General features: G+C 67.7%; 14 protein-coding genes. 8 read left to right on the forward strand and 6 right to left on the reverse strand.

Going from position 1 to position 18,969, the window contains the following annotated elements; translation table 11 throughout:
* Positions 1-5: 5 nt before the first annotated feature.
* Positions 6-1,904: a molecular chaperone HtpG gene (gene htpG / locus GJG85_RS12460; RefSeq protein WP_050018116.1), complete on the reverse strand. Its 1,899-nt coding sequence runs from the start codon at positions 1,902-1,904 to the stop codon at positions 6-8.
* A gap of 256 nt (positions 1,905-2,160) precedes the next feature.
* Positions 2,161-3,621 carry a PLP-dependent aminotransferase family protein gene (locus tag GJG85_RS12465; RefSeq protein ID WP_050018117.1) on the reverse strand — a complete coding sequence of 487 codons (1,461 nt, stop codon included), beginning with the start codon at positions 3,619-3,621 and terminating at the stop codon, positions 2,161-2,163.
* Between the two features lie 230 nt (positions 3,622-3,851).
* Between GJG85_RS12465 and GJG85_RS12470 the strand changes: the two genes are divergently transcribed.
* The 7 genes from GJG85_RS12470 (at position 3,852) to GJG85_RS12500 (ending at position 12,213) form a co-directional block, all read left to right on the forward strand.
* Positions 3,852-4,544: a VOC family protein gene (locus GJG85_RS12470; RefSeq protein ID WP_089488709.1), complete on the forward strand. Its 693-nt coding sequence runs from the start codon at positions 3,852-3,854 to the stop codon at positions 4,542-4,544.
* A 47-nt stretch (positions 4,545-4,591) separates the two neighbouring features.
* Positions 4,592-5,500, forward strand: a complete 909-nt coding sequence (locus GJG85_RS12475) for a DMT family transporter (protein WP_089488710.1) — start codon at positions 4,592-4,594, stop codon at positions 5,498-5,500.
* A gap of 165 nt (positions 5,501-5,665) precedes the next feature.
* The gene (locus GJG85_RS12480; protein ID WP_050018120.1) at positions 5,666-6,847 is read left to right on the forward strand and encodes a PLP-dependent aminotransferase family protein; all 1,182 of its coding nucleotides are present in this window, start codon (positions 5,666-5,668) and stop codon (positions 6,845-6,847) included.
* A 45-nt stretch (positions 6,848-6,892) separates the two neighbouring features.
* Positions 6,893-7,351, forward strand: coding sequence for a RidA family protein (locus tag GJG85_RS12485; RefSeq protein ID WP_006478174.1), 459 nt, complete (start codon positions 6,893-6,895; stop codon positions 7,349-7,351).
* Positions 7,352-7,364: 13 nt separating this feature from the next.
* Positions 7,365-8,249, forward strand: a complete 885-nt coding sequence (locus GJG85_RS12490) for a PhzF family phenazine biosynthesis protein (RefSeq protein ID WP_204383349.1) — start codon at positions 7,365-7,367, stop codon at positions 8,247-8,249.
* 216 nt (positions 8,250-8,465) lie between these two features.
* A complete protein-coding gene (locus tag GJG85_RS12495; RefSeq protein WP_050018122.1) occupies positions 8,466-10,805 on the forward strand; it encodes an EAL domain-containing protein in 2,340 nt (779 codons plus the stop codon).
* A gap of 202 nt (positions 10,806-11,007) precedes the next feature.
* Positions 11,008-12,213, forward strand: a complete 1,206-nt coding sequence (locus GJG85_RS12500) for a chromate transporter (RefSeq protein WP_050017504.1) — start codon at positions 11,008-11,010, stop codon at positions 12,211-12,213.
* A 45-nt stretch (positions 12,214-12,258) separates the two neighbouring features.
* Here GJG85_RS12500 and GJG85_RS12505 read toward each other — a convergent pair whose 3' ends face one another.
* Complete coding sequence (locus tag GJG85_RS12505; RefSeq protein WP_050017503.1) at positions 12,259-12,705, reverse strand: multidrug/biocide efflux PACE transporter; 447 nt, start codon at positions 12,703-12,705, stop codon at positions 12,259-12,261.
* A gap of 112 nt (positions 12,706-12,817) precedes the next feature.
* Between GJG85_RS12505 and GJG85_RS12510 the strand changes: the two genes are divergently transcribed.
* Positions 12,818-13,702 carry a LysR family transcriptional regulator gene (locus GJG85_RS12510; RefSeq protein ID WP_204383350.1) on the forward strand — a complete coding sequence of 295 codons (885 nt, stop codon included), beginning with the start codon at positions 12,818-12,820 and terminating at the stop codon, positions 13,700-13,702.
* 59 nt (positions 13,703-13,761) lie between these two features.
* On the opposite strand, the gene GJG85_RS12515 is transcribed toward GJG85_RS12510, so the two are convergent.
* From GJG85_RS12515 to parE, 3 genes are all read right to left on the reverse strand, one after another.
* On the reverse strand, positions 13,762-14,220 hold the full coding sequence (locus tag GJG85_RS12515) for a CopD family protein (RefSeq protein WP_050017501.1): 459 nt from the start codon (positions 14,218-14,220) through the stop codon (positions 13,762-13,764).
* Between the two features lie 263 nt (positions 14,221-14,483).
* The gene (gene parC, locus GJG85_RS12520; RefSeq protein WP_089488712.1) at positions 14,484-16,805 is read right to left on the reverse strand and encodes a DNA topoisomerase IV subunit A; all 2,322 of its coding nucleotides are present in this window, start codon (positions 16,803-16,805) and stop codon (positions 14,484-14,486) included.
* Positions 16,806-16,881: 76 nt separating this feature from the next.
* Positions 16,882-18,864, reverse strand: coding sequence for a DNA topoisomerase IV subunit B (gene parE / locus GJG85_RS12525; RefSeq protein ID WP_050017499.1), 1,983 nt, complete (start codon positions 18,862-18,864; stop codon positions 16,882-16,884).
* Between the last annotated feature and the right edge of the window lie 105 nt (positions 18,865-18,969).

Genomic DNA, 18,969 nt, shown 5'->3' on the forward strand with positions numbered 1-18,969 from the left:
CGCGTTCACGCGGCCCGCGACAGCAGCAGCGCGTTGGTCCGCTTCACGAAGCTCGCCGGATCGTCGAGCATGCCGCCTTCGGCCAGCAGCGCCTGATCGAACAGCAGATGGCACCAGTCGCCGAAATCGGCGCTGTCGGCGTTCAGCTGCTTCACGAGCGCGTGCTCCGGGTTGATCTCGAGGATCGGCTGCATCGCCGGTGCGTTCTGGCCGGCCGCCTTCAGCATCCGCTGCAGGTAGCCGCTCATGTCGTTGTCGTCCGCGACGAGACACGACGGCGAATCGGTCAGGCGGAACGTGACGCGCACTTCCTTCACCTTGTCGCCGAGCGCTTCCTTCATCTTCTCGACGACCGGCTTGATCGCCTCGCCGGCCTGCTCCTGCGCCTTCTTCTCCTCGTCGTTCAGCTCGCCGAGATCGAGATCGCCGCGCGCCACGCTCGCGAGCGGCTTGCCGTCGAATTCGTGCAGGAACGACAGCATCCATTCGTCGACGCGGTCGGTCAGCAGCAGCACCTCGACGCCCTTCTTGCGGAACACTTCGAGATGCGGGCTGTTCTTCGCGGCCTGCCACGTATCGGCGGTCACGTAGTAGATCTTGCTCTGCTCAGGCTTCATGCGCGACACGTAGTCGGCGAGCGACACGTCCTGCGCGTCGGTGTCGCCGTGCGTCGACGCGAAGCGCAGCAGCTTCGCGATGCGCTCGCGGTTCGCGTGATCCTCGCCCAGGCCTTCCTTCAGCACCTGGCCGAACGCGCCCCAGAACGTCTTGTACTTCTCCTTGCCGACATCGTCTTCCGCGTTCGCGAGCTCCTCGAGCATCGACAGCGCACGCTTGGTCACGCCTTCGCGGATCGCCTTCACGTCGCGGCTTTCCTGCAGAATCTCGCGCGACACGTTCAGCGGCAGGTCGGCCGAATCGACGACGCCCTTCACGAAGCGCAGGTACTGCGGCAGCAGTTGCTCGGCGTCGTCCATGATGAACACGCGCTTCACGTACAGCTTCAGGCCGCCGCGATAGTCGCGGTTCCACAGGTCGAACGGCGCGTGCGCCGGCACGAACAGCAGCTGCGTGTATTCGCTGCGGCCCTCGACGCGGTTATGCGTCCACGTGAGCGGATCCTGGTGATCGTGCGCGATGTGCTGGTAGAACTGCGTGTACTGCTCGTCGGTGACGTCGCTCTTCGAGCGCGTCCACAGCGCGCTCGCCTGGTTGACGGTCTCGTCCTCGTCCTTCAGGACCATCTCGCCCTTTTCCTGATCCCACTCTTCCTTGCGCATCAGGATCGGCAGCGCGATGTGGTCGGAGTACTTCTGGATGATCGACTTCAGGCGATGCGACGACAGCAGCTCGTCCTCGCCTTCGCGCAGGTGCAGCGTGATCGTCGTGCCGCGCTGCGCGCGCTCGATCGCGTCGATCGTGAAATCGCCCTCGCCCGCGCTTTCCCAGCGCACGGCTTCATTCGCCGGCAGGCCCGCGCGGCGCGTTTCGACAGTGATCTTGTCGGCGACGATGAAGCCCGAGTAGAAGCCGACGCCGAACTGGCCGATCAGCGCCGCGTCCTTCTGCTGGTCGCCCGACAGCTTCGTGAAGAATTCCTTGGTGCCCGAACGCGCGATCGTGCCGAGGTTCGCGATCGCCTCGTCGCGGCTCATCCCGATGCCGTTGTCGTCGATCGTGATCGTGCGCGCGGTCTTGTCGAAGCCGATGCGGATGCGCAGGTTCGGATCGTTCTCGTACAGCGCGCTGTCCGCGAGCCCTTCGAAACGCAGCTTGTCGGCCGCGTCGGACGCATTCGACACCAGTTCGCGCAGGAAGATTTCCTTGTTGCTGTAGAGCGAATGGATCATCAGGTGGAGGAGTTGCTTGACCTCTGCCTGAAAGCTCATCGTTTCGTGTGCCATGGATGCTGTTTCCTCTTACTTGAACTGGAAAGGGGGGACGCCGGCGCCCGGCGCGCGATGCCGGCGGACCCATGAAGGACGGACCGTTTGGGACGGCCCGTTTGGGACGGCCCGTTTGGGACGGCCCGTTTGGGACGGCCCGTTTGGGACGGCCCGTCTGGGACGGCCCGGTTGGGACGACCGCCTGGCGCCAGCGGTTTGCGCGCGTATCTGGGGACGGCGCCGGGCATTTCAAGAGCCGGCCGGCCGCGCCGCGTCACGACGCGCGCCGCACCGCCGAATCGATATAGCGCGCCAGCAGCCCCGGCAGCGCCGGATCGCCGCAATTCGCGACGTTGAAGCGCATCCACGTGGACGGCGATTGCTGCGGCGAGAACAGGCTGCCCGGCGTCAGCAGGAAGCCGGCTTCGTGCGCGACCGCCGCGAGCGCGTCCGAATCGACGCCCGTGTCGGCCCACAGGAACATCCCGGCCGCCGGCATCGTGAAGAGCCCGAGCCCCGTGCGCTCGAGCATCCGCGCGGTCTTGTCGCGCACGCCGTCGAGCCGCGCGCGCAGCCGCTCGACGTGGCGCCGGTAATGCCCTTCGGTCAGGATCTTGTACAGCACGCGCTCGTTGAGCTCGGGCGTGGTCATCCCGACCAGCATCTTCTGGTCGGTGACGGCCTTCGCGATCTCCGGCGCGCAGGCGACATACCCGACCCGCAGGTTCGCCGCGAGCGTCTTCGAATAGCTGCCGAGATAGATCACGCGCTTCAACTGGTCGAGGCTCGCCAAGCGCGTGGCCGGGTAGCTCGGCGGGCACAGGTCGCCGTACACGTCGTCCTCGACGACGAGGAAATCGTAGGCCTCCGCGAGCTTCAGGATCCGGAACGCCTGCGCGGCCGACAGCGACGTGCCGGTCGGGTTCTGCAGCACCGAGTTGATCACGAGCATCTTCGGCCGCCACATCTGCACCAGGGTTTCGAGCGCGTCGAGGTCGGGGCCGTCGGGCGTATACGGCATCCCGACGAGTTGCGCGCCCTGCGCCGCGAAACGGCCGAACATCTGGAACCACGCGGGATCGCCGACGATCACCGCATCGCCCGGCCGCATGTAGATCCGCGAGATCAGGTCGATCGCCTGCGTGATGCCGGAAACCAGCACGATCTGTTCGGGCTTCGCGCCGATCTCGACTTCGGCGAGGCGCGTCTGCAGTTGCTGGCGCAGCGGCAGGAAGCCCTGCGCGGTGCCGAAGCCGAGCATCTGCGCGCCCGACTGGCGCCCGAGCGCGCGCAGCGCGCCGGTGATCAGCTCGCCGTCGAGCCAGCGGCCCGGCAGGTAGCCGAGGCCCGGGCCCTTCTCCGGGCTGACGGTGTGCAGCATGTTGCGCAGCAGCCAGACGACGTCGATCGTGTTGTGCACGGGCGCGGCCTCGGCCGTGCGCGCGACGCCGTCGGCCGGCTGCGGGCCGGCGCCCGTGCGCTCGCGCACGTAGAAGCCGGAGCCGCGCCGCGAGTCGAGGTAGCCCTGCGCGACGAGGCGCTCGTAGGCCTCGACGACGGTGAAGCGCGACACGCTCTTGTCGAGCGCGAGCTTGCGGATCGACGGCATGCGCATGCCGGGACGGAACACGCGCTCGTCGATACGCCGCCGCGCCCACTGGACCAGCTGGTCGACGAGCGTGAGCGTGGCCGTGTCGTGCGGCGCGGGAATCTGGGCGAGTGGGACGGTGGACATGGGCGGCAGCTCCAACTGTACCGAAGGCTATCGCGCCGATTGTACCGTTACTGTGCCGGTAGCGACGATTACAGTTGACCGGAATGGCGATCGTGCGGCCGCCGGTCCGACCCAGCCACACGTGGCGCTGCGCCCGCCGGCCCGCGTCGCGGCCGGTGCGCCGGCTGGTCCGCCCCCCGTCCGGCCCGTCGCCCGCCTACCATGACACTTTCGCTTCCCGACCGACGCTCATGCCAGCCCGCTCCCTGACACTCGACCATCTCGTGATCGCCGCGCGCGCCCTCGACGAAGGCGTGCGCCATGTCGCCGACGCACTCGGCATCGAACCGGCCGGCGGCGGCCGCCACCCGCTGATGCGGACCCACAATGCGCTGTTCGGCGCGTGGGGCGGGCTCTACCTCGAAGTGATCGCGATCGACCCCGACACGCCCGCGCCGGGCGACGAGGCGAAGCCGCCGCGCGCGCGGCTGTTCGGGCTCGACGACCCGTCGATGCACGCGCGACTCGCGCAAGGCCCGTTTCTCGCGCACTGGGTCGCGCGCGTCGACCGCCCGCGCCAGCTTGTGCTGTGGCAGCGCCAGTACCCGGCCCGCATCGCGCCCGTCGTCGCGATGCGGCGCGGCGACCTGAACTGGGGCCTCACGGTGCCCGACGACGGCAGCTTCCCCGCGTGGCAAGGCGCGGGCGACGGCCTCGTGCCGTCGCTGATCCAGTGGGACAGCCCGCGCCATCCGGCCGAATCGCTGCCGAACGACGGCGTCGCGCTGAAGGCGCTCAAGGGCGTCCACCCGCATGCGGATACGATCCGCGAGCAGCTCGACTGGCTCGGCGCCGCCCACCTGCTCGACGTCGAATCCACCGACGGCCCACCGGCGCTCGTCGCCGAATTCGACACGCCGCAGGGCGCGCGCACGCTGCGCTGAGCGCCCACCCGATCACAACCACCCTGCAAGACGGAGACACCCACGACATGAATTCGCGCGAAACCCGGGGCATGCTGCTCGGCCTGATCGGCGTGATGATCTTCAGCCTGACGCTGCCGATGACGCGGATCGTCGTCTCCGAACTCAATCCGCTGCTCAACGGGCTCGGCCGCGCGCTCGCCGCCGCCGTGCCGGCCGGCCTGCTGCTGTGGTGGCGCGGCGAGCGGCTGCCGACCCGCGCGCAACTGAAGAGCCTCGCGATCACGTCGGCCGGCGTGATCATCGCGTATCCGGTGTTCTCCGCATGGGCGATGAAATCGGTACCGGCCTCGCACGGCGCGGTGGTCAACGGGCTGCAACCGCTGTTCGTCGCGCTGTATGCGGCGTGGCTGTCGCACGAACGGCCGTCGAAGGCGTTCTGGGCCAGCGCGGTGGCCGGCAGCGCGCTCGTGATCGCGTTCGCGCTGCGCGACGGCGGCGGCACCGTGCAGGCCGGCGACGCGCTGATGCTCGTCGCGGTCGGCATCGGCGCGCTCGGCTATGCGGAAGGCGCGCGCCTCGCGCGCCAGATCGGCGGCTGGCAGGTGATCTGCTGGGCGCTCGTCGTGTCGGCGCCGTTCCTCGTGCTGCCGGTCGGCTGGCTCGCTTGGATGCAGCACGCCGCGCATCCAGGCCCGCTCGCGCTGCGCACGTGGCTCGCGTTCGGCTACGTGACCCTCTTTTCGCAATTCATCGGCTTTTTCGCGTGGTACGCGGGGCTCGCGATGGGCGGCACCGCGCGCGTCGGCCAGGTGCAACTGCTGCAGATCTTCTTCACGATCGCCTTTTCCGCGCTGCTGTTCGGCGAAACGGTCACGTCGTCGACGTGGCTGTTCGCGGCTGCCGTGATCGCGACCGTGGTGCTCGGGCGCCGCTCGGCGGTCGCCACGGCGCCGCGTCCCGCTCGCGCCGGCTGATGAGCTGCGCCATAATGGACGTTTTGCCTGATCGGTTTTGCCTGACTGGCCGTGCTTACCCAGCCGCGAAGGCTTCATCGTGCCCGTACTGCCCACCCGGCAGCGTCGAAGCGATGCGCCCGAACGACCTTTCTTGACTGACCACGATATCCGAACGAGGAGACTATGAATCCGAACGACCTGCATCCGCCGCACTGGCAGCTTTCCGAACGCGCCCGCAAGCTGACGAGCTCCGCGATCCGCGAGATCCTGAAGGTCACGGAACGCCCCGAGGTCATCTCGTTCGCCGGCGGCCTGCCCGCCCCCGCGACGTTCCCGGCGGAACGCATGCGCGCCGCCGCCGACCGCGTGCTGCGCGACGCGCCGGCCGCCGCGCTTCAGTACAGCGCGACCGAAGGCTACCTGCCGCTGCGCGAGTGGATCGCCGAGCGCTACAGCGTGCGCGTGTCGCAGGTGCTGATCACGACCGGCTCGCAGCAGGCGCTCGACCTGCTCGGCAAGGCGCTGATCGACCCGGACAGCCCGATCCTCGTCGAAACGCCGACCTACCTCGGCGCGCTGCAGTCGTTCTCGCTGTACGAGCCGCGCTACGTGCAGGTGCCCACCGACGAGCAGGGCCTGCTGCCGGAAGGTCTCACCCCCGAACTCACGCAAGGCGCGCGCCTGCTGTACGCGCAGCCGAACTTCCAGAACCCGACCGGCCGCCGCCTGCCCGTCGAGCGCCGCCGCGCGCTCGCCGCGTTCGCGCAGTCGAGCCCGTTCCCGGTGCTGGAGGACGATCCGTACGGCGCGCTGAACTACCAGGGCGAGCCGCTGCCGACGATGCTGTCGATGGCGCCCGACCACGTCGTGCACCTCGGCACGTTCTCGAAGGTGCTCGCGCCGGGCCTGCGGATCGGCTACATCATCGCGCCCGAGGAACTCCACTTCAAGCTCGTGCAGGCCAAGCAGGCCACCGACCTGCACACGCCGACGCTCACGCAGCGCATCGCGCACGAAGTGATCAAGGACGGCTTCCTCGACGAGCACATCCCGACGATCCGCGAGCTGTACAGCGCGCAGTGCGACGCGATGCTCGGCGCGCTCGCGCGCCACATGCCGGAAGGCGTCACGTGGAACCGCCCGGAAGGCGGGATGTTCATCTGGGTGAACCTGCCCGCGCAGATCGACAGCATGAAGCTGCTCGCCGCGGCCGTCGACAACCACGTCGCCTTCGTGCCGGGCGCGCCGTTCTTCGCGGAGAACGCGCAGCAGAACACGCTGCGCCTGTCGTTCGTGACGGTGCCGCCCGAAAAGATCGAGGAAGGCGTCGCGCGCCTCGGCAAGCTGCTGCGCGAGCGCCTCTGATCCCCCTTTTTTCCCTGTCACGACTCTCTACGAGGAATCGAACGCATGGCTAACGTCTACGACAAACTGAAGTCGCTCGGCATCGAGCTCCCGACCGCCGGCGCACCGGCCGCGGCCTACGTGATGAGCGCGCAAAGCGGCAACACGGTCTACCTGTCGGGCCACATCGCGAAGAAGGACGGCAAGGTCTGGGCCGGCAAGCTCGGCGCCGATCTCCAAACGGAAGACGGCAAGGCCGCCGCCCGCTCGATCGCGATCGACCTGCTCGCGACGCTGCACGCGCACACCGGCGACCTGAACAAGGTCACGCGCATCGTCAAGCTGATGAGTCTCGTCAACTCGACGCTCGACTTCACCGAACAGCACGTCGTGACGAACGGCGCATCGGAGCTGATCGCCGAAGTGTTCGGCGACGCGGGCAAGCATGCGCGCTCGGCATTCGGCGTCGCGCAGATCCCGCTCGGCGCGTGCGTCGAGATCGAGCTGATCGCCGAAGTCGCGTAACGGGCGCCACGCGATGCCCGGCCGTCTCGTTCGTTTCAAGCAGGTCGACGTGTTCACGTCGGTGCCGTTCAAGGGCAATCCGCTCGCCGTGGTGTTCGACGCCGATTCGCTCGGCGACGACGCGATGCTCGAGATCGCCCGCTGGACGAACCTGTCGGAAACGACGTTTCTCTGCACGCCGACCGATCCGGAAGCCGACTATCGCGTACGGATCTTCACGACGGGCGGCGAACTGCCGTTCGCCGGCCACCCGACGCTCGGCACCGCGCATGCGTTCCTCGAAAGCGGCGCGCGGCCGCGCACGCCGGGCCGGCTGATCCAGCAGTGCGGGGTCGGCCGCGTCGCGCTGCGCGAGCAGGCCGACGGCTGGGCGTTCGCCGCGCCGCCGGCACGCGTCACGCCGCTCGACCGTTCGGACTACGCGGTACTGGCCGCCGCGCTGCGCAGCGACGCGCTCGACCTGGACGCCGAGCCGTGCGCGGTGGACAACGGCGCGCCGTGGCTGGTCGTGCGGCTGAAGTCGGCCGACGCGTGCATCGGCCTGTCGCCCGATCCGGCCGCACTGGCGGCGCTGACCCACCGCTACGGCGTGGACGGCCTCGCCGCCTACGCGCCGCATGCCGAAGGCGGCCCCGCGACGTTCGAGATCCGCTGCCTGATGACGGGCGGCAAGTTCGGCATCCCCGGCGAGGACCCCGTCACCGGCAGCGCGAACGCCGCGCTGGCCGGGCTGCTGACGCGGCAGGAACGCCGCCCCGGCCCGTCGTATACGGCCCGCCAGGGCACGGCGATCGGCCGCGACGGCCGCATCCTCGTCAACTACGACGCGGACGGCACGACCTGGATCGGCGGTGACGTCGTCACGGTCGTCGACGGCACGTTCCGGTCGCCCGACTGACATTTCGCGATGTGCGATGGCGCCGGCTCGTCCGGCGCCCCGCGCTTTGCCCAGCTATCGCAAAAACGTTCCAGCCAGTAATATCGGGCCTAATCCGTTGTTTCGGAGGTCTGTCCATGGTTGCGCGTCCCGCGAACGAACAGACGTCGGGACAATCCGAACCATAGTCGGCCATCCAGACGGATGGCGCACGCGAGCAGGACGCCGCCCTCTTCGATGAGCTCCGCCCGGTCCAACCACACGCCGCCGAACCGGCCGCTGCGCGCGCCGCGCAAATCGCGCCGGCGTGCGCTGTTTGCCATCCCGCTGCTCGGGATGCTGGCGCTCGCGCTGCTGTGGGCCGTGATCATCGCGCGGCTGTCCGTTGAAAAGGACAGTGCGTACAAGGAAGCAGCGGCTTCCGCGGCGATCCTGTCGTCCGCGCTCGAACAGCATACGGTCAAGGCGATCCACCAGGTCGACCAGATCACCCGCTTCGTCAAGTTCGAATTCGAGAAGTCGCCGGCGCGCTTCAATCTCGCGAGCGCCGTCGAGAAAGGCGTCGTACCGAGTGACACGCTGATCCAGGTATCGCTCGTCAACGCGAAGGGCATCCTGTTCGCGAACACCGCCGAACTCCATCCGCAGCCGATCAACCTGTCCGACCGCGAGCACTTCAAGGTCCACCTCGCGCACAATGACGACCGCCTCTTCATCAGCAAGCCCGTGCTCGGCCGCGTGTCGAGCCACTGGACGCTGCAGATGACGCGGCGCCTGAACAATCCGGACGGCAGCTTCGCAGGCATCGTCGTGGTGTCGGAAGACCCGAGCTACTTCACGAACGATTTCTACAACAACGCGGCGATCGGCAAGGAAGGCGTGATCGCGGTCGTGTCCGACACGGGCGCGGTGCTCGCGCGACGCACGGGCTCGGTCAGCAATGCGCCGGGCGCGTTTTCGGCGTCGGGCGTCTACCCGATCGCGGAGCGCGTGACGGGCACGATCATCGATCCGATCGACGGCGTGACGCGCATCGTGTCGTACCGCCACCTCGACGGCTACCCGCTCGCGGTGATGGTCGGGCTGTCGCAGACGGAAGAGTTCGCGGACTACACCCACACGCGCAACGTCTATCTGCTGATGACGAGCTTCATCACGCTCGCGATGCTCGCGTTCTTCGGCGTCGCGACGGGCCTGATCGGCAAGCTGCTCGGGCGCGAGCGCGAAATGACGCAGCTCGCCGAATACGACCTGCTCACCGGCCTCGCGAACCGCTATGCGACGCTGCGCGGGCTGCGCAACGACGTGTCGATGCCCGCGAGCCTGTCGCGGCTCGGCCTGCTGTTCATCGATCTCGACAACTTCAAGACCGTCAACGACACGCTCGGCCACAACGCCGGCGACATCGTGCTGCAAATGACCGCGTCGCGCCTGGCCGATGCGGTCGGCGACGAAGGCTCGCTCGCGCGCATCGGCGGCGACGAGTTCGTCGTCGTGATGAAGGGCGACGATGTCGAGCGGCGCGCGGTGCGGCTCGCGGAAGCGATCATCCGGATGTTCAGCGAGCCGTTCGACGTACGCGGCAGTTCGTTCGTGCTGCACGCGAGCATCGGCATCGCGCTGCACACCGTCGCGAACGAAAGCGAGATCGACCTGCTGAAAAAGGCCGACCTCGCGATGTACAGCGCGAAGGACGCCGGCAAGAACTGCTACCAGTTCTATGCGCCGCACCTGTCGCACCGCGCCGACCACCTGATGCGCTGGGAACAGCAATTGCGCGTCGCGCTCGCCGAGGGGCAGCTGTTCCTCGCGTATCAGCCGAAGATCGACCTCACGCACCGCACGATCACCGGCTTCGAGGCGCTCGCCCGCTGGGATCATCCCGAACACGGCGTGATCTCCGCGAACGAATTCATCTCGATCGCCGAATCGACCGGCCTGATCGTGCCGATCGGCGACTTCGTGATCCGCACCGCATGCGCGCAGATCGCACGCTGGCACGACGAAGGCCACGACACGCTGACGCTTGCGGTCAACATCTCGCCCGTGCAGTTCTGGCGCGGCGACCTGATCGAGACGATCTCGCAGGCGCTGCAGGACACCGGCATCGACGCAAACCGGCTCGAGATCGAGATCACCGAAACCGCGATGATGGAATATCCGGAACTCGTGTCCGAGAAGATCGTCGCGCTGAAAAAGCTCGGCATCCGGATCGCGCTCGACGATTTCGGCACCGGCTATTCGTCGCTGTCGTACCTGCACCGCTTCTCCGTCGACACGCTGAAGGTCGACCGCTCGTTCGTGCAGGCGATTCCGACCGATCGCAGCGTGTGCGTGATGGTGTCGTCGATCGTGCATCTCGCGCGCTCGCTCGGGCTGACCGTCGTCGTCGAGGGCACCGAAACCGAGGAGCAGATCACGTGGCTGTCCGCGCTCGGCGAAATCGAGGCGCAGGGCTTCCTGTTCTCGCGCCCGGTGCCGGCCGATGCGATTCCCGCGCTGATCGCACGCTTCGGCGTGCGCGGCGATCATCCGAACGTCGTCGCGCATCGCGCGACCGGCAGCACGGGCGGCTGAGCCGCACCGCCGCAGCCGCGGCGCGCGTTTGCGCACCGCCGCAATTGTTACGTTTTCCGATCCGTTCGTTTAGTTCATTAACTAGCGTTTTCGCGCATGGTAGTGTCACGATGCGCGGCGGACAATCGGGAGGGCCGACGTGTCGGCGGGCCGTTGCCACGGCCTTACGCGAGAGATCTGGCCCTGCGCCAACCACACAATCATGACAACCGTCGAAGTCGAAGCGACCGCGCGTGTCGAAGAGGCACCGGCATCCCTATGGACCTTGTTCAAGGTCGTCGCCAGCATTTCGGCCGTCTCGTGGGGCGGGCTTTCGATGATGGCGCAGCTCGAACGCCACTACGTGGAGCGGCTGCAGCGCATCGAGCCGCACGTCTTCGGCGATCTCGTCGCGCTCGCGTGGCTCGTGCCGGGCCCCGTCGGCTGCAATGTCGCCGTGCAGGTCGGCCAGACGCTGCATGGCCGTGCCGGCGCATGGATCGCCGGCATTGCCAGCGTGCTGCCGTTCTCGGTCCTGATGACGCTGTTCGCGATCTTCTATCAGACGCCGCTCGTGCGCTCGCTGGCCGCGCCGGTGCTGATCAATCACTTCGGGATGGTGCTCGCCGCGCTGATCGGCGTCACGTGGGTCAAGCAGTTGCGCTCGCTCGCGCGTACGCGGCTCGAACAGGCGATCGCCGCGTTATCGACGATTCTGCTTGCTTTCGCGCATAGTCCGGCCGCTTTCGTCGCGATTCTGTTCGCCGCGTTCGCAGCGGGCTGGCTGACGGGGCCGTCGCAACGCGACACGGTCGATTTCACGCTGTCCAGGCGCGATCGCGGCCTGCTCGTGCTGCTCGGCGTGCTCGTCGTGCTGTTCGCGGTGCCGCTGCCCGGCGATTACCAGGCGGATCTGCTGTGGCCGCGCCTCGCGGGCGCCGGCATGACGCTGTTCGGCGGCGGCTTCTCCGCGCTACCGGTGCTCAAGACGCTGTTCGTGTCGCCGGCGACCGGCATCTCCGATCACGACTTCACGCTGGCGTTCGCGTTGTCGCCGGTCGCGCCGGGGCCGTTGCTGAACGTCGTGCCGTTTCTCGGCTACCTGACCGACGGCTGGGCCGGCGCGCTGCTCGCCACCGCCGCGCTGTTCATTCCGTCCGGGTGCCTCGTCGTGTTCGCGCAGAACCATCTGTTCCGGCTCAAGCGCCATTCGCGCTTCGAGCACGGGATGCGCCTGCTGCGCGCGGCAACGACGGCCTTTCTCGTGGTCGCCGTCGTGAAGATCCTGCATCGAGAACCGGCCGACCCGGTTTACTGGCTGACGGGCGCGTTCGCGACGCTGTGCTTCACGCGCTTCAAGGTGCCCGTCTATGCCGTGTACGGCGTGGTCGCCGCCGTGTGCAGCGTGTGGCTGTGGGCCGCGCACTGACGGGCGGCGGCCGTCGCCCTGCTCGCGCTGGCCGGCCTGACTCCGTCAACCGGCCTGCACCGCGACCCGGCGCGCGATCCAGCGGGCGCGCAGCGCGTCGTACGCGAGGTTGAAGCAGAACGTGTAAGGCAGGAAGAACAGCACGATGCCGAGGTCGAGCAGCAGCGCCTCGACGAGGCTCACGTTCAGCCACCACGCGGCAACCGGCACCACCATCGCGACGAGGCCGAGCTCGAACGTCACCGCGTGCGCGATCCGCATGCCGAGCGTGCGCGACCACCCGGCCCGCCGCTCGAAGCGGTCGAACAGCGTGTTGAAGGTCATGTTCCACGCCATCGCGATCAACGACACCATCACGGTCAGCACGCCGACGTGCGACACCGGCATGTCGAGCAGCCACGCGCCGATCGGCGCGCACAGCGCGATCGCCACCAGTTCGAACGTCAGCGCGTGCAGCAGGCGTTCCGTCACCGTTTTATTCGTCTGTTTCATGATGCTCTCCGATGCATGACTTGATTCATGCTGGCCATTCTGATCGGCGCAACCGTGTGAATCCAGTTTGATATCATCGGTTTTACCGATATGAAGTCACCAGGAGCCCTGCATGCACCACGCCCCGGAAGCGCTGCTCGCATTCGCCGAAGCGGCACTGCTCGGCTCGTTTACGGCCGCGGCCCGCAAGCTCGGCAAGCGTCAGTCGACCGTGTCGGAAGCGATCGCGAATCTCGAGATCGATCTCGGCGTGCAGTTGTTCGACCGCTCGACGCGCACGCCGACGCTCACCGATGCCGGCCGTGCGCTGCTGCCGCAGGTGCAGCGCGCGCTCGAGGCCAGCGCAGCGATCGACCGCACGGCCGCCCGGCTCGCGCACGGCGAGGAAGCGCGGCTCACGCTCGTCGTGTCCGATACCTACCAGTCGAAGCGTTACGAGGAAACGTTGATGGCGCTCGAACGGCGCTTTCCGGCGCTCGAGCTCGAATGCCAGATCGCCGAGCACGACGACGTGCTCGACCTGATCCAGCAGGGTCGCGCGCAACTCGGGCTGATGGCCGCGCGCGCGGCCTACCCGTCCGATATCGGCGCGGCGACGGTGGCCGAGGAATCGGAGATCGGGCTGTTCGTCGGCCGCACGCACGCGCTCGCCGAATACGGCGACGCCGAGGTGCCGCACGCGGCGCTGCGCGACGTGCGCGAACTGCGCCTCAATACCTACGTGAAAACGGAAGGTCGCGGCACCGACGACCGGATCGTCGTCGGCACGCAGCACTGGCTGGCGCCGAGCTACCTGATGCTGCTGGAGATGGCCGTACTCGGGTTCGGCTGGGCGGAACTGCCGCGCTGGATGGTCGAGCACTTCGCGCGCGACCGCCTGTGCGAGCTGCGCGCGCGCGGCTGGCCGCGCCGTGTACGGGTGGATGCGGTCTGGTCGCGCAACCGGCCGCTCGGGCCGGCCGGCTCATGGCTGCTCGACGCGATGCTGGCCGCATAGCGGCGCGCGCCGCCGGGCGTGCGGCCGACGGCCGAGGGCGAAGGGCTGACGCCGGCCGGTCAGAAACCGCGCGACAGCACGGCCGCGCCGATCGTGACGACGCCGAGCACGAGGTTCACGACGACCAGCAGGCGCACCGCATTCACCGCGCGGGCACCGTCCGGCCAGTTCTGCGCCTGCACCGCACGGCGAATGCGCGGGAACAGCGCGAAGCGGATGTGCCCGAAGATGAGCATCATCACGACGCCGAGCCCGGCCATTGCATGCAGCGACCACGTCGCGTGCGCGCCGCCGAAGCTCATCAGCAGGAAACCGCCGGACAGCAGGATCACGATCACGGCCCCCGACACCCAGTTGAAGAAGCGGCCGAACACGCCTTCGATCAGCGGCAGCCGCAACTGCGGCGACAGGTCGGACAGCGCGGGGCGCAGGCAGAAGTGCGCGAAGACCATCCCGCCCACCCACACGGCGACGGCCAGCAGGTGAAGAAACAGCGCGACGGCAACGGCGTGGGACATGGGGACAATCCTGTGATGAGTGGGGTGCAGCGAACGGCCGCGTCGCACGCGGCATCAAGCGACGTTCGACCCGTCAGCCGCGCGGCGGTTCGGACCCTCGACGCGATTTCACACTATTTTGCAAATTCCGCGTGACAGCGCCACGCTTGCTTACCCGCATTCCTGCGCCGGAAAGAAAAAGCCGCACGCCCGCCGAAGCGGACGTGCGGCCTTCGATCGCGGCCGAACCGGGTGAACCGGACGGTCCGGTCGACCGCGCGGCGTCAGCCCAGCAGCGGACGCAACTCGGTGACGACCTTGAGCTTCGTGTCCGGCGCGCGGCCCTTGCGGGCGCGCTTGCCGATGTGCGGCGCGAGCCCGGCATACGACAGCGTGTCGTCCTGCACCTTGCCGCCGCGGCCGGTGCCGATCAGCACGACGCCGGCCGGATCGATCGCCAGCGCCTGCACGAGCGTTTCCTTGTCGTCGAGCGCCATCAGGATCACGCCGCGCCCGCCGCCGGACAGCGTCTTCATCTCGTCCATCCCGAACACGAGCAAGCGCCCGCCGCTCGACAGACACGCGACCTGCGTCGCGTTCGGCAGCACCGGCATCGGCGCGAGCGGCACCGCGCCCGTATCGATCGTCATGAACGACTTGCCGGCCTTCAGGCGGCTCACCATGTCGCCGACCTTCGCGAGGAAGCCGAAGCCGTTGCTCGACGCGAGCAGCAGTTGCTGGTCGGCCGGCGCCGCGTAGTAGTGCATCAGGTGCGAGCCCGATTCGAGCTCGATCAGCGACGTGACCGGCACGCCGTCGCCGCGCCCGCCCGGCAGCACCGACACGTCGACCGAATACACGCGGCCGCTGCTGCCCCACGCGATCAGGCGATCCGGCGTGCGGCACTGGAACGCCGCGTAGAGATGGTCGCCCGCCTTGAACGTGAAGCCGGCCGGGTCGAGCCCGTGACCCTTCAGCGCGCGCACCCAGCCCTTCTGCGATACGACCACCGTCACCGGCTCGTCGACCACCTTCGCCTCGAACGTCGCGCGCTTTTCCTGCTGGATCAGCGTGCGGCGATCGTCGCCGTACTGCTTCGCGTCGGCCTCGATCTCCTTGATCATCAGCCGCTTCATCGCGCTTTCGTTCGCGAGCAGGTCCTCGAGCTTCGCCTTCTCGTCGCGCAGCGCTTCGAGTTCCTTCTCGATCTTGATCTTCTCGAGCCGCGCGAGCTGGCGCAGCCGGATTTCGAGGATGTCCTCGGCCTGCCGCTCGCTGAGGCCGAACGCGCTCATCAGCGCGGCCTTCGGCTCGTCCGACTCGCGGATGATGCGGATCACGTCGTCGATGTTCAGGAAGACGATCATCCGCCCTTCGAGGATGTGGATGCGGTCGTCGACCTTCGCGAGACGATGGCGACACCGGCGCGTCATCGTCAGCTGGCGGAACTTCACCCATTCGTCGAGGATCGTCAGCAGGCCCTTCTGGCCCGGCCGGCCGTCGGCGCCGATCATCACGAGGTTCAGCGTCGCGTTCGATTCGAGGCTCGTGTACGCGAGCAGCGTGTTCACGAATTCCGTCTGGTCGATCGTGCGCGACTTCGGCTCGAACACGAGCCGCACCGCCGCTTCCTTGCCCGACTCGTCGCGCACCGCGTCGAGCAGGTCGAGCATCGCCTTCTTCGTGTTGAGTTGTTCGGGCGTGAGCGTCTTCTTGCCGAGCTTGAGCTTCGGGTTGGTCAGCTCCTCGATTTCCTCGAGCACCTTCTGGCCCGACGTGCTCGGCGGCAGCTCGGTGACGACAAGTTGCCACTGGCCGCGCGCGAGATCCTCGATCTTCCAGCGCGCGCGCACCTTCAGGCTGCCGCGGCCGGTTTCATAGGCCGCCGCGATTTCGGCGTCGCTCGAGATGATCTGGCCGCCGCCCGGGAAATCCGGGCCGGGGATCAGGTTCATCAGCTCCGCGTGCGTGAGCTTCGGATTGCGGATCAACGCGACCGCCGCGGCCGCGACTTCGCGCAGGTTGTGCGACGGGATTTCGGTGGCGAGGCCGACCGCGATGCCCGACGCGCCGTTCAGCAGCACGAACGGCATGCGGCTCGGCAGCGTCTTCGGCTCCTCGAACGAGCCGTCGTAGTTCGGCATGAAGTCGACCGTGCCCTGGTCGATCTCGTCGAGCAGCAGCTTCGCGATCGGCGTGAGCCGCGCTTCCGTGTAACGCATCGCCGCCGCGCCGTCGCCGTCGCGCGAACCGAAGTTGCCCTGCCCGTCGATCAGCGGGTAGCGCAGCGAGAAATCCTGCGCGAGACGCACGAGCGCGTCGTACGCCGACTGGTCGCCGTGCGGGTGGTATTTACCGAGCACGTCGCCGACCACGCGCGCCGACTTCACCGGCTTCGCGTCGGGGCCGAGGCCCATTTCGTTCATCGCGAACAGGATCCGGCGCTGCACCGGCTTCTGGCCGTCGCACACGTCGGGCAGCGCGCGGCTCTTCACGACGCTGACCGCGTAGCTGAGATACGCCTGCTCCGCGTAGTTGCCGAGCGTCAGCGCGTCGCTCTCGGGCGCGTCGGGGCTGGCAAAGAGATCGGAAGTATTGTCGTCCATCTGAATTCCGTATTCGTAAGTGGCGTGAGGCCGGGCCGGGCGTCATGCCCGGCCGCGCGGAAGCTCCGCTTAACGCTTAAATATCCGCTTCGACGTCGTTGCCCTTTTCCTCGAGCCAGCCGCGCCGCGCGGCTGCCTCGCCCTTGCCCATCAGCATCGTCATCCGGGCGACGGTCGCCTCGTAGTCGAGCTCGCCGAGCTTCACCGGCATCAGGCGGCGCGTGTCGGGATTCATCGTCGTGTCCCACAACTGCTCGGCGCTCATTTCGCCGAGGCCCTTGAAGCGGCTGATGCTCCACTGCGTGTCGCGCACGCCGTCCTTGCGCAGCTTGTCGAGGATCGCTTCGAGCTCGCCGTCGTCGAGCGCATAGAGCTTCTGCGCGGGCTTCTTGCCGCGCGCCGGCGCGTCGACGCGGAACAGCGGCGGGCGCGCGACGTACACGTGGCCGCGCTCGATCAGTTGCGGGAAATGCTTGAAGAACAGCGTGAGCAGCAGCACCTGGATGTGCGAGCCGTCGACGTCCGCGTCCGACAGGATGCAGATCTTGCCGTAGCGCAGGTTCGACACGTCGACGGTATCGTCCGGGCTGTGCGGATCGACGCCGATCGCGACCGAGATGTCGTGCACCTCGTTGTTCGCGAAGAGACGATCGCGCTCGGTTTCCCATGTGTTCAGCACCTTGCCGCGCAGCGGCAGGATCGCCTGGTATTCCTTGTCGCGGCCCATCTTCGCGGAGCCGCCCGCCGAGTCGCCCTCGACGAGGAACAGTTCGTTGCGCGCGATGTCTTCCGTCTCGCAATCGGTCAGCTTGCCCGGCAGCACCGCGACGCCCGAGCTCTTGCGCTTCTCGACCTTCTGGCCGGCGCGCGTACGCGCCTGCGCCTGCTTGATCACGAGTTCGGCGAGCTTCTTGCCGTGCTCGACGTGCTGGTTCAGCCACAGTTCGAGCGCCGGACGCGAGAACGACGACACGAGCTTCACCGCGTCGCGGCTGTTCAGCCGTTCCTTGATCTGCCCCTGGAACTGCGGATCGAGCACCTTCGCGGACAGCACGAACGACACGCGCGCGAACACGTCTTCCGCGAGCAGCTTCACGCCCTTCGGCTGCAGGTTGTGCAGTTCGACGAAGCTCTTCACCGCCTGGTAGAGACCGTCGCGCAGGCCCGACTCGTGCGTGCCGCCGGCCGGCGTGGGGATCAGGTTCACGTACGACTCGCGCACGAGCGAGCCTTCCTCGCTCCATGCGACGACCCACGATGCGCCCTCGCCTTCGGCGAAGGTTTCGTCGGTCGAACGCGCATCGGCGAAACGCTCGCCTTCGAACAGCGGGATCAGCAGCTCGCTGCCGTTCATTTCGTCGAGCAGGTAGCCGCGCAGGCCGTCTTCATACTTCCACGTCTGGCGCTCGCCGGTCTTTTCGTTGACGAGCACGACCTCGACGCCCGGCAGCAGCACGGCCTTCGAGCGCAGCAGGCGCTGCAACTCGCCGAGCGGCAGGTTCGGCGAATCGAAGTATTTCGGATTCGGCCACACCTGCACGCGCGTGCCGGATTTCTTCTCGCCGCGGCCCGCGCCTTGCGTGGACAGCGGCTTCACGACGTCGCCGTCGGCGAAGCCGAGTTCGGCGATCTTGCCGTCGCGCCATACCGTCACGTCGAGACGCGTCGCCAGCGCGTTCGTCACCGACACGCCGACCCCGTGCAGGCCGCCCGAGAACGTATACGCGCCGCCCGCGGCCTTGTCGAACTTGCCGCCCGCGTGCAGGCGCGTGAACACGATCTCGACGACCGGTACGCCCTCTTCGGGGTGCATGCCGAACGGGATGCCGCGGCCGTCGTCTTCGACGGAGACCGACTGGTCGGCGTGCAGCGTGACCGTGATCTGCTTGCCGTAGCCGCCGAGCGCCTCGTCGGACGCGTTGTCGATGACTTCCTGGATGATGTGCAGCGGATTCTCGGTACGGGTATACATGCCGGGCCGCTGCTTGACCGGCTCGAGACCCTTGAGCACCTTGATCGATGCTTCGCTATAGGCCGCGCTGGGTTTCTTCGTTGACATAGGCGCTGAATTTCGTCATTCATCGGGACGTTGTCCACACCTCGTGTGGATAACGTCGTGGACAAAACGTTGAGTTCCGTAAAAAAGCGAATCGAAACAACGGTG

This window comes from Burkholderia sp. MS389 (assembly GCF_016899425.1).
Lineage (GTDB): Bacteria > Pseudomonadota > Gammaproteobacteria > Burkholderiales > Burkholderiaceae > Burkholderia > Burkholderia sola.

Coding starts and splice junctions, on each gene's coding strand:
- htpG (WP_050018116.1), bottom strand. CDS start 1,904: ATGGCACACGAAACGATGAGCTTTCAGGCAGAGGTCAAGCAACTCCTC.
- GJG85_RS12465 (WP_050018117.1), bottom strand. CDS start 3,621: ATGTCCACCGTCCCACTCGCCCAGATTCCCGCGCCGCACGACACGGCC.
- GJG85_RS12470 (WP_089488709.1), top strand. CDS start 3,852: ATGCCAGCCCGCTCCCTGACACTCGACCATCTCGTGATCGCCGCGCGC.
- GJG85_RS12475 (WP_089488710.1), top strand. CDS start 4,592: ATGAATTCGCGCGAAACCCGGGGCATGCTGCTCGGCCTGATCGGCGTG.
- GJG85_RS12480 (WP_050018120.1), top strand. CDS start 5,666: ATGAATCCGAACGACCTGCATCCGCCGCACTGGCAGCTTTCCGAACGC.
- GJG85_RS12485 (WP_006478174.1), top strand. CDS start 6,893: ATGGCTAACGTCTACGACAAACTGAAGTCGCTCGGCATCGAGCTCCCG.
- GJG85_RS12490 (WP_204383349.1), top strand. CDS start 7,365: ATGCCCGGCCGTCTCGTTCGTTTCAAGCAGGTCGACGTGTTCACGTCG.
- GJG85_RS12495 (WP_050018122.1), top strand. CDS start 8,466: ATGAGCTCCGCCCGGTCCAACCACACGCCGCCGAACCGGCCGCTGCGC.
- GJG85_RS12500 (WP_050017504.1), top strand. CDS start 11,008: ATGACAACCGTCGAAGTCGAAGCGACCGCGCGTGTCGAAGAGGCACCG.
- GJG85_RS12505 (WP_050017503.1), bottom strand. CDS start 12,705: ATGAAACAGACGAATAAAACGGTGACGGAACGCCTGCTGCACGCGCTG.
- GJG85_RS12510 (WP_204383350.1), top strand. CDS start 12,818: ATGCACCACGCCCCGGAAGCGCTGCTCGCATTCGCCGAAGCGGCACTG.
- GJG85_RS12515 (WP_050017501.1), bottom strand. CDS start 14,220: ATGTCCCACGCCGTTGCCGTCGCGCTGTTTCTTCACCTGCTGGCCGTC.
- parC (WP_089488712.1), bottom strand. CDS start 16,805: ATGGACGACAATACTTCCGATCTCTTTGCCAGCCCCGACGCGCCCGAG.
- parE (WP_050017499.1), bottom strand. CDS start 18,864: ATGTCAACGAAGAAACCCAGCGCGGCCTATAGCGAAGCATCGATCAAG.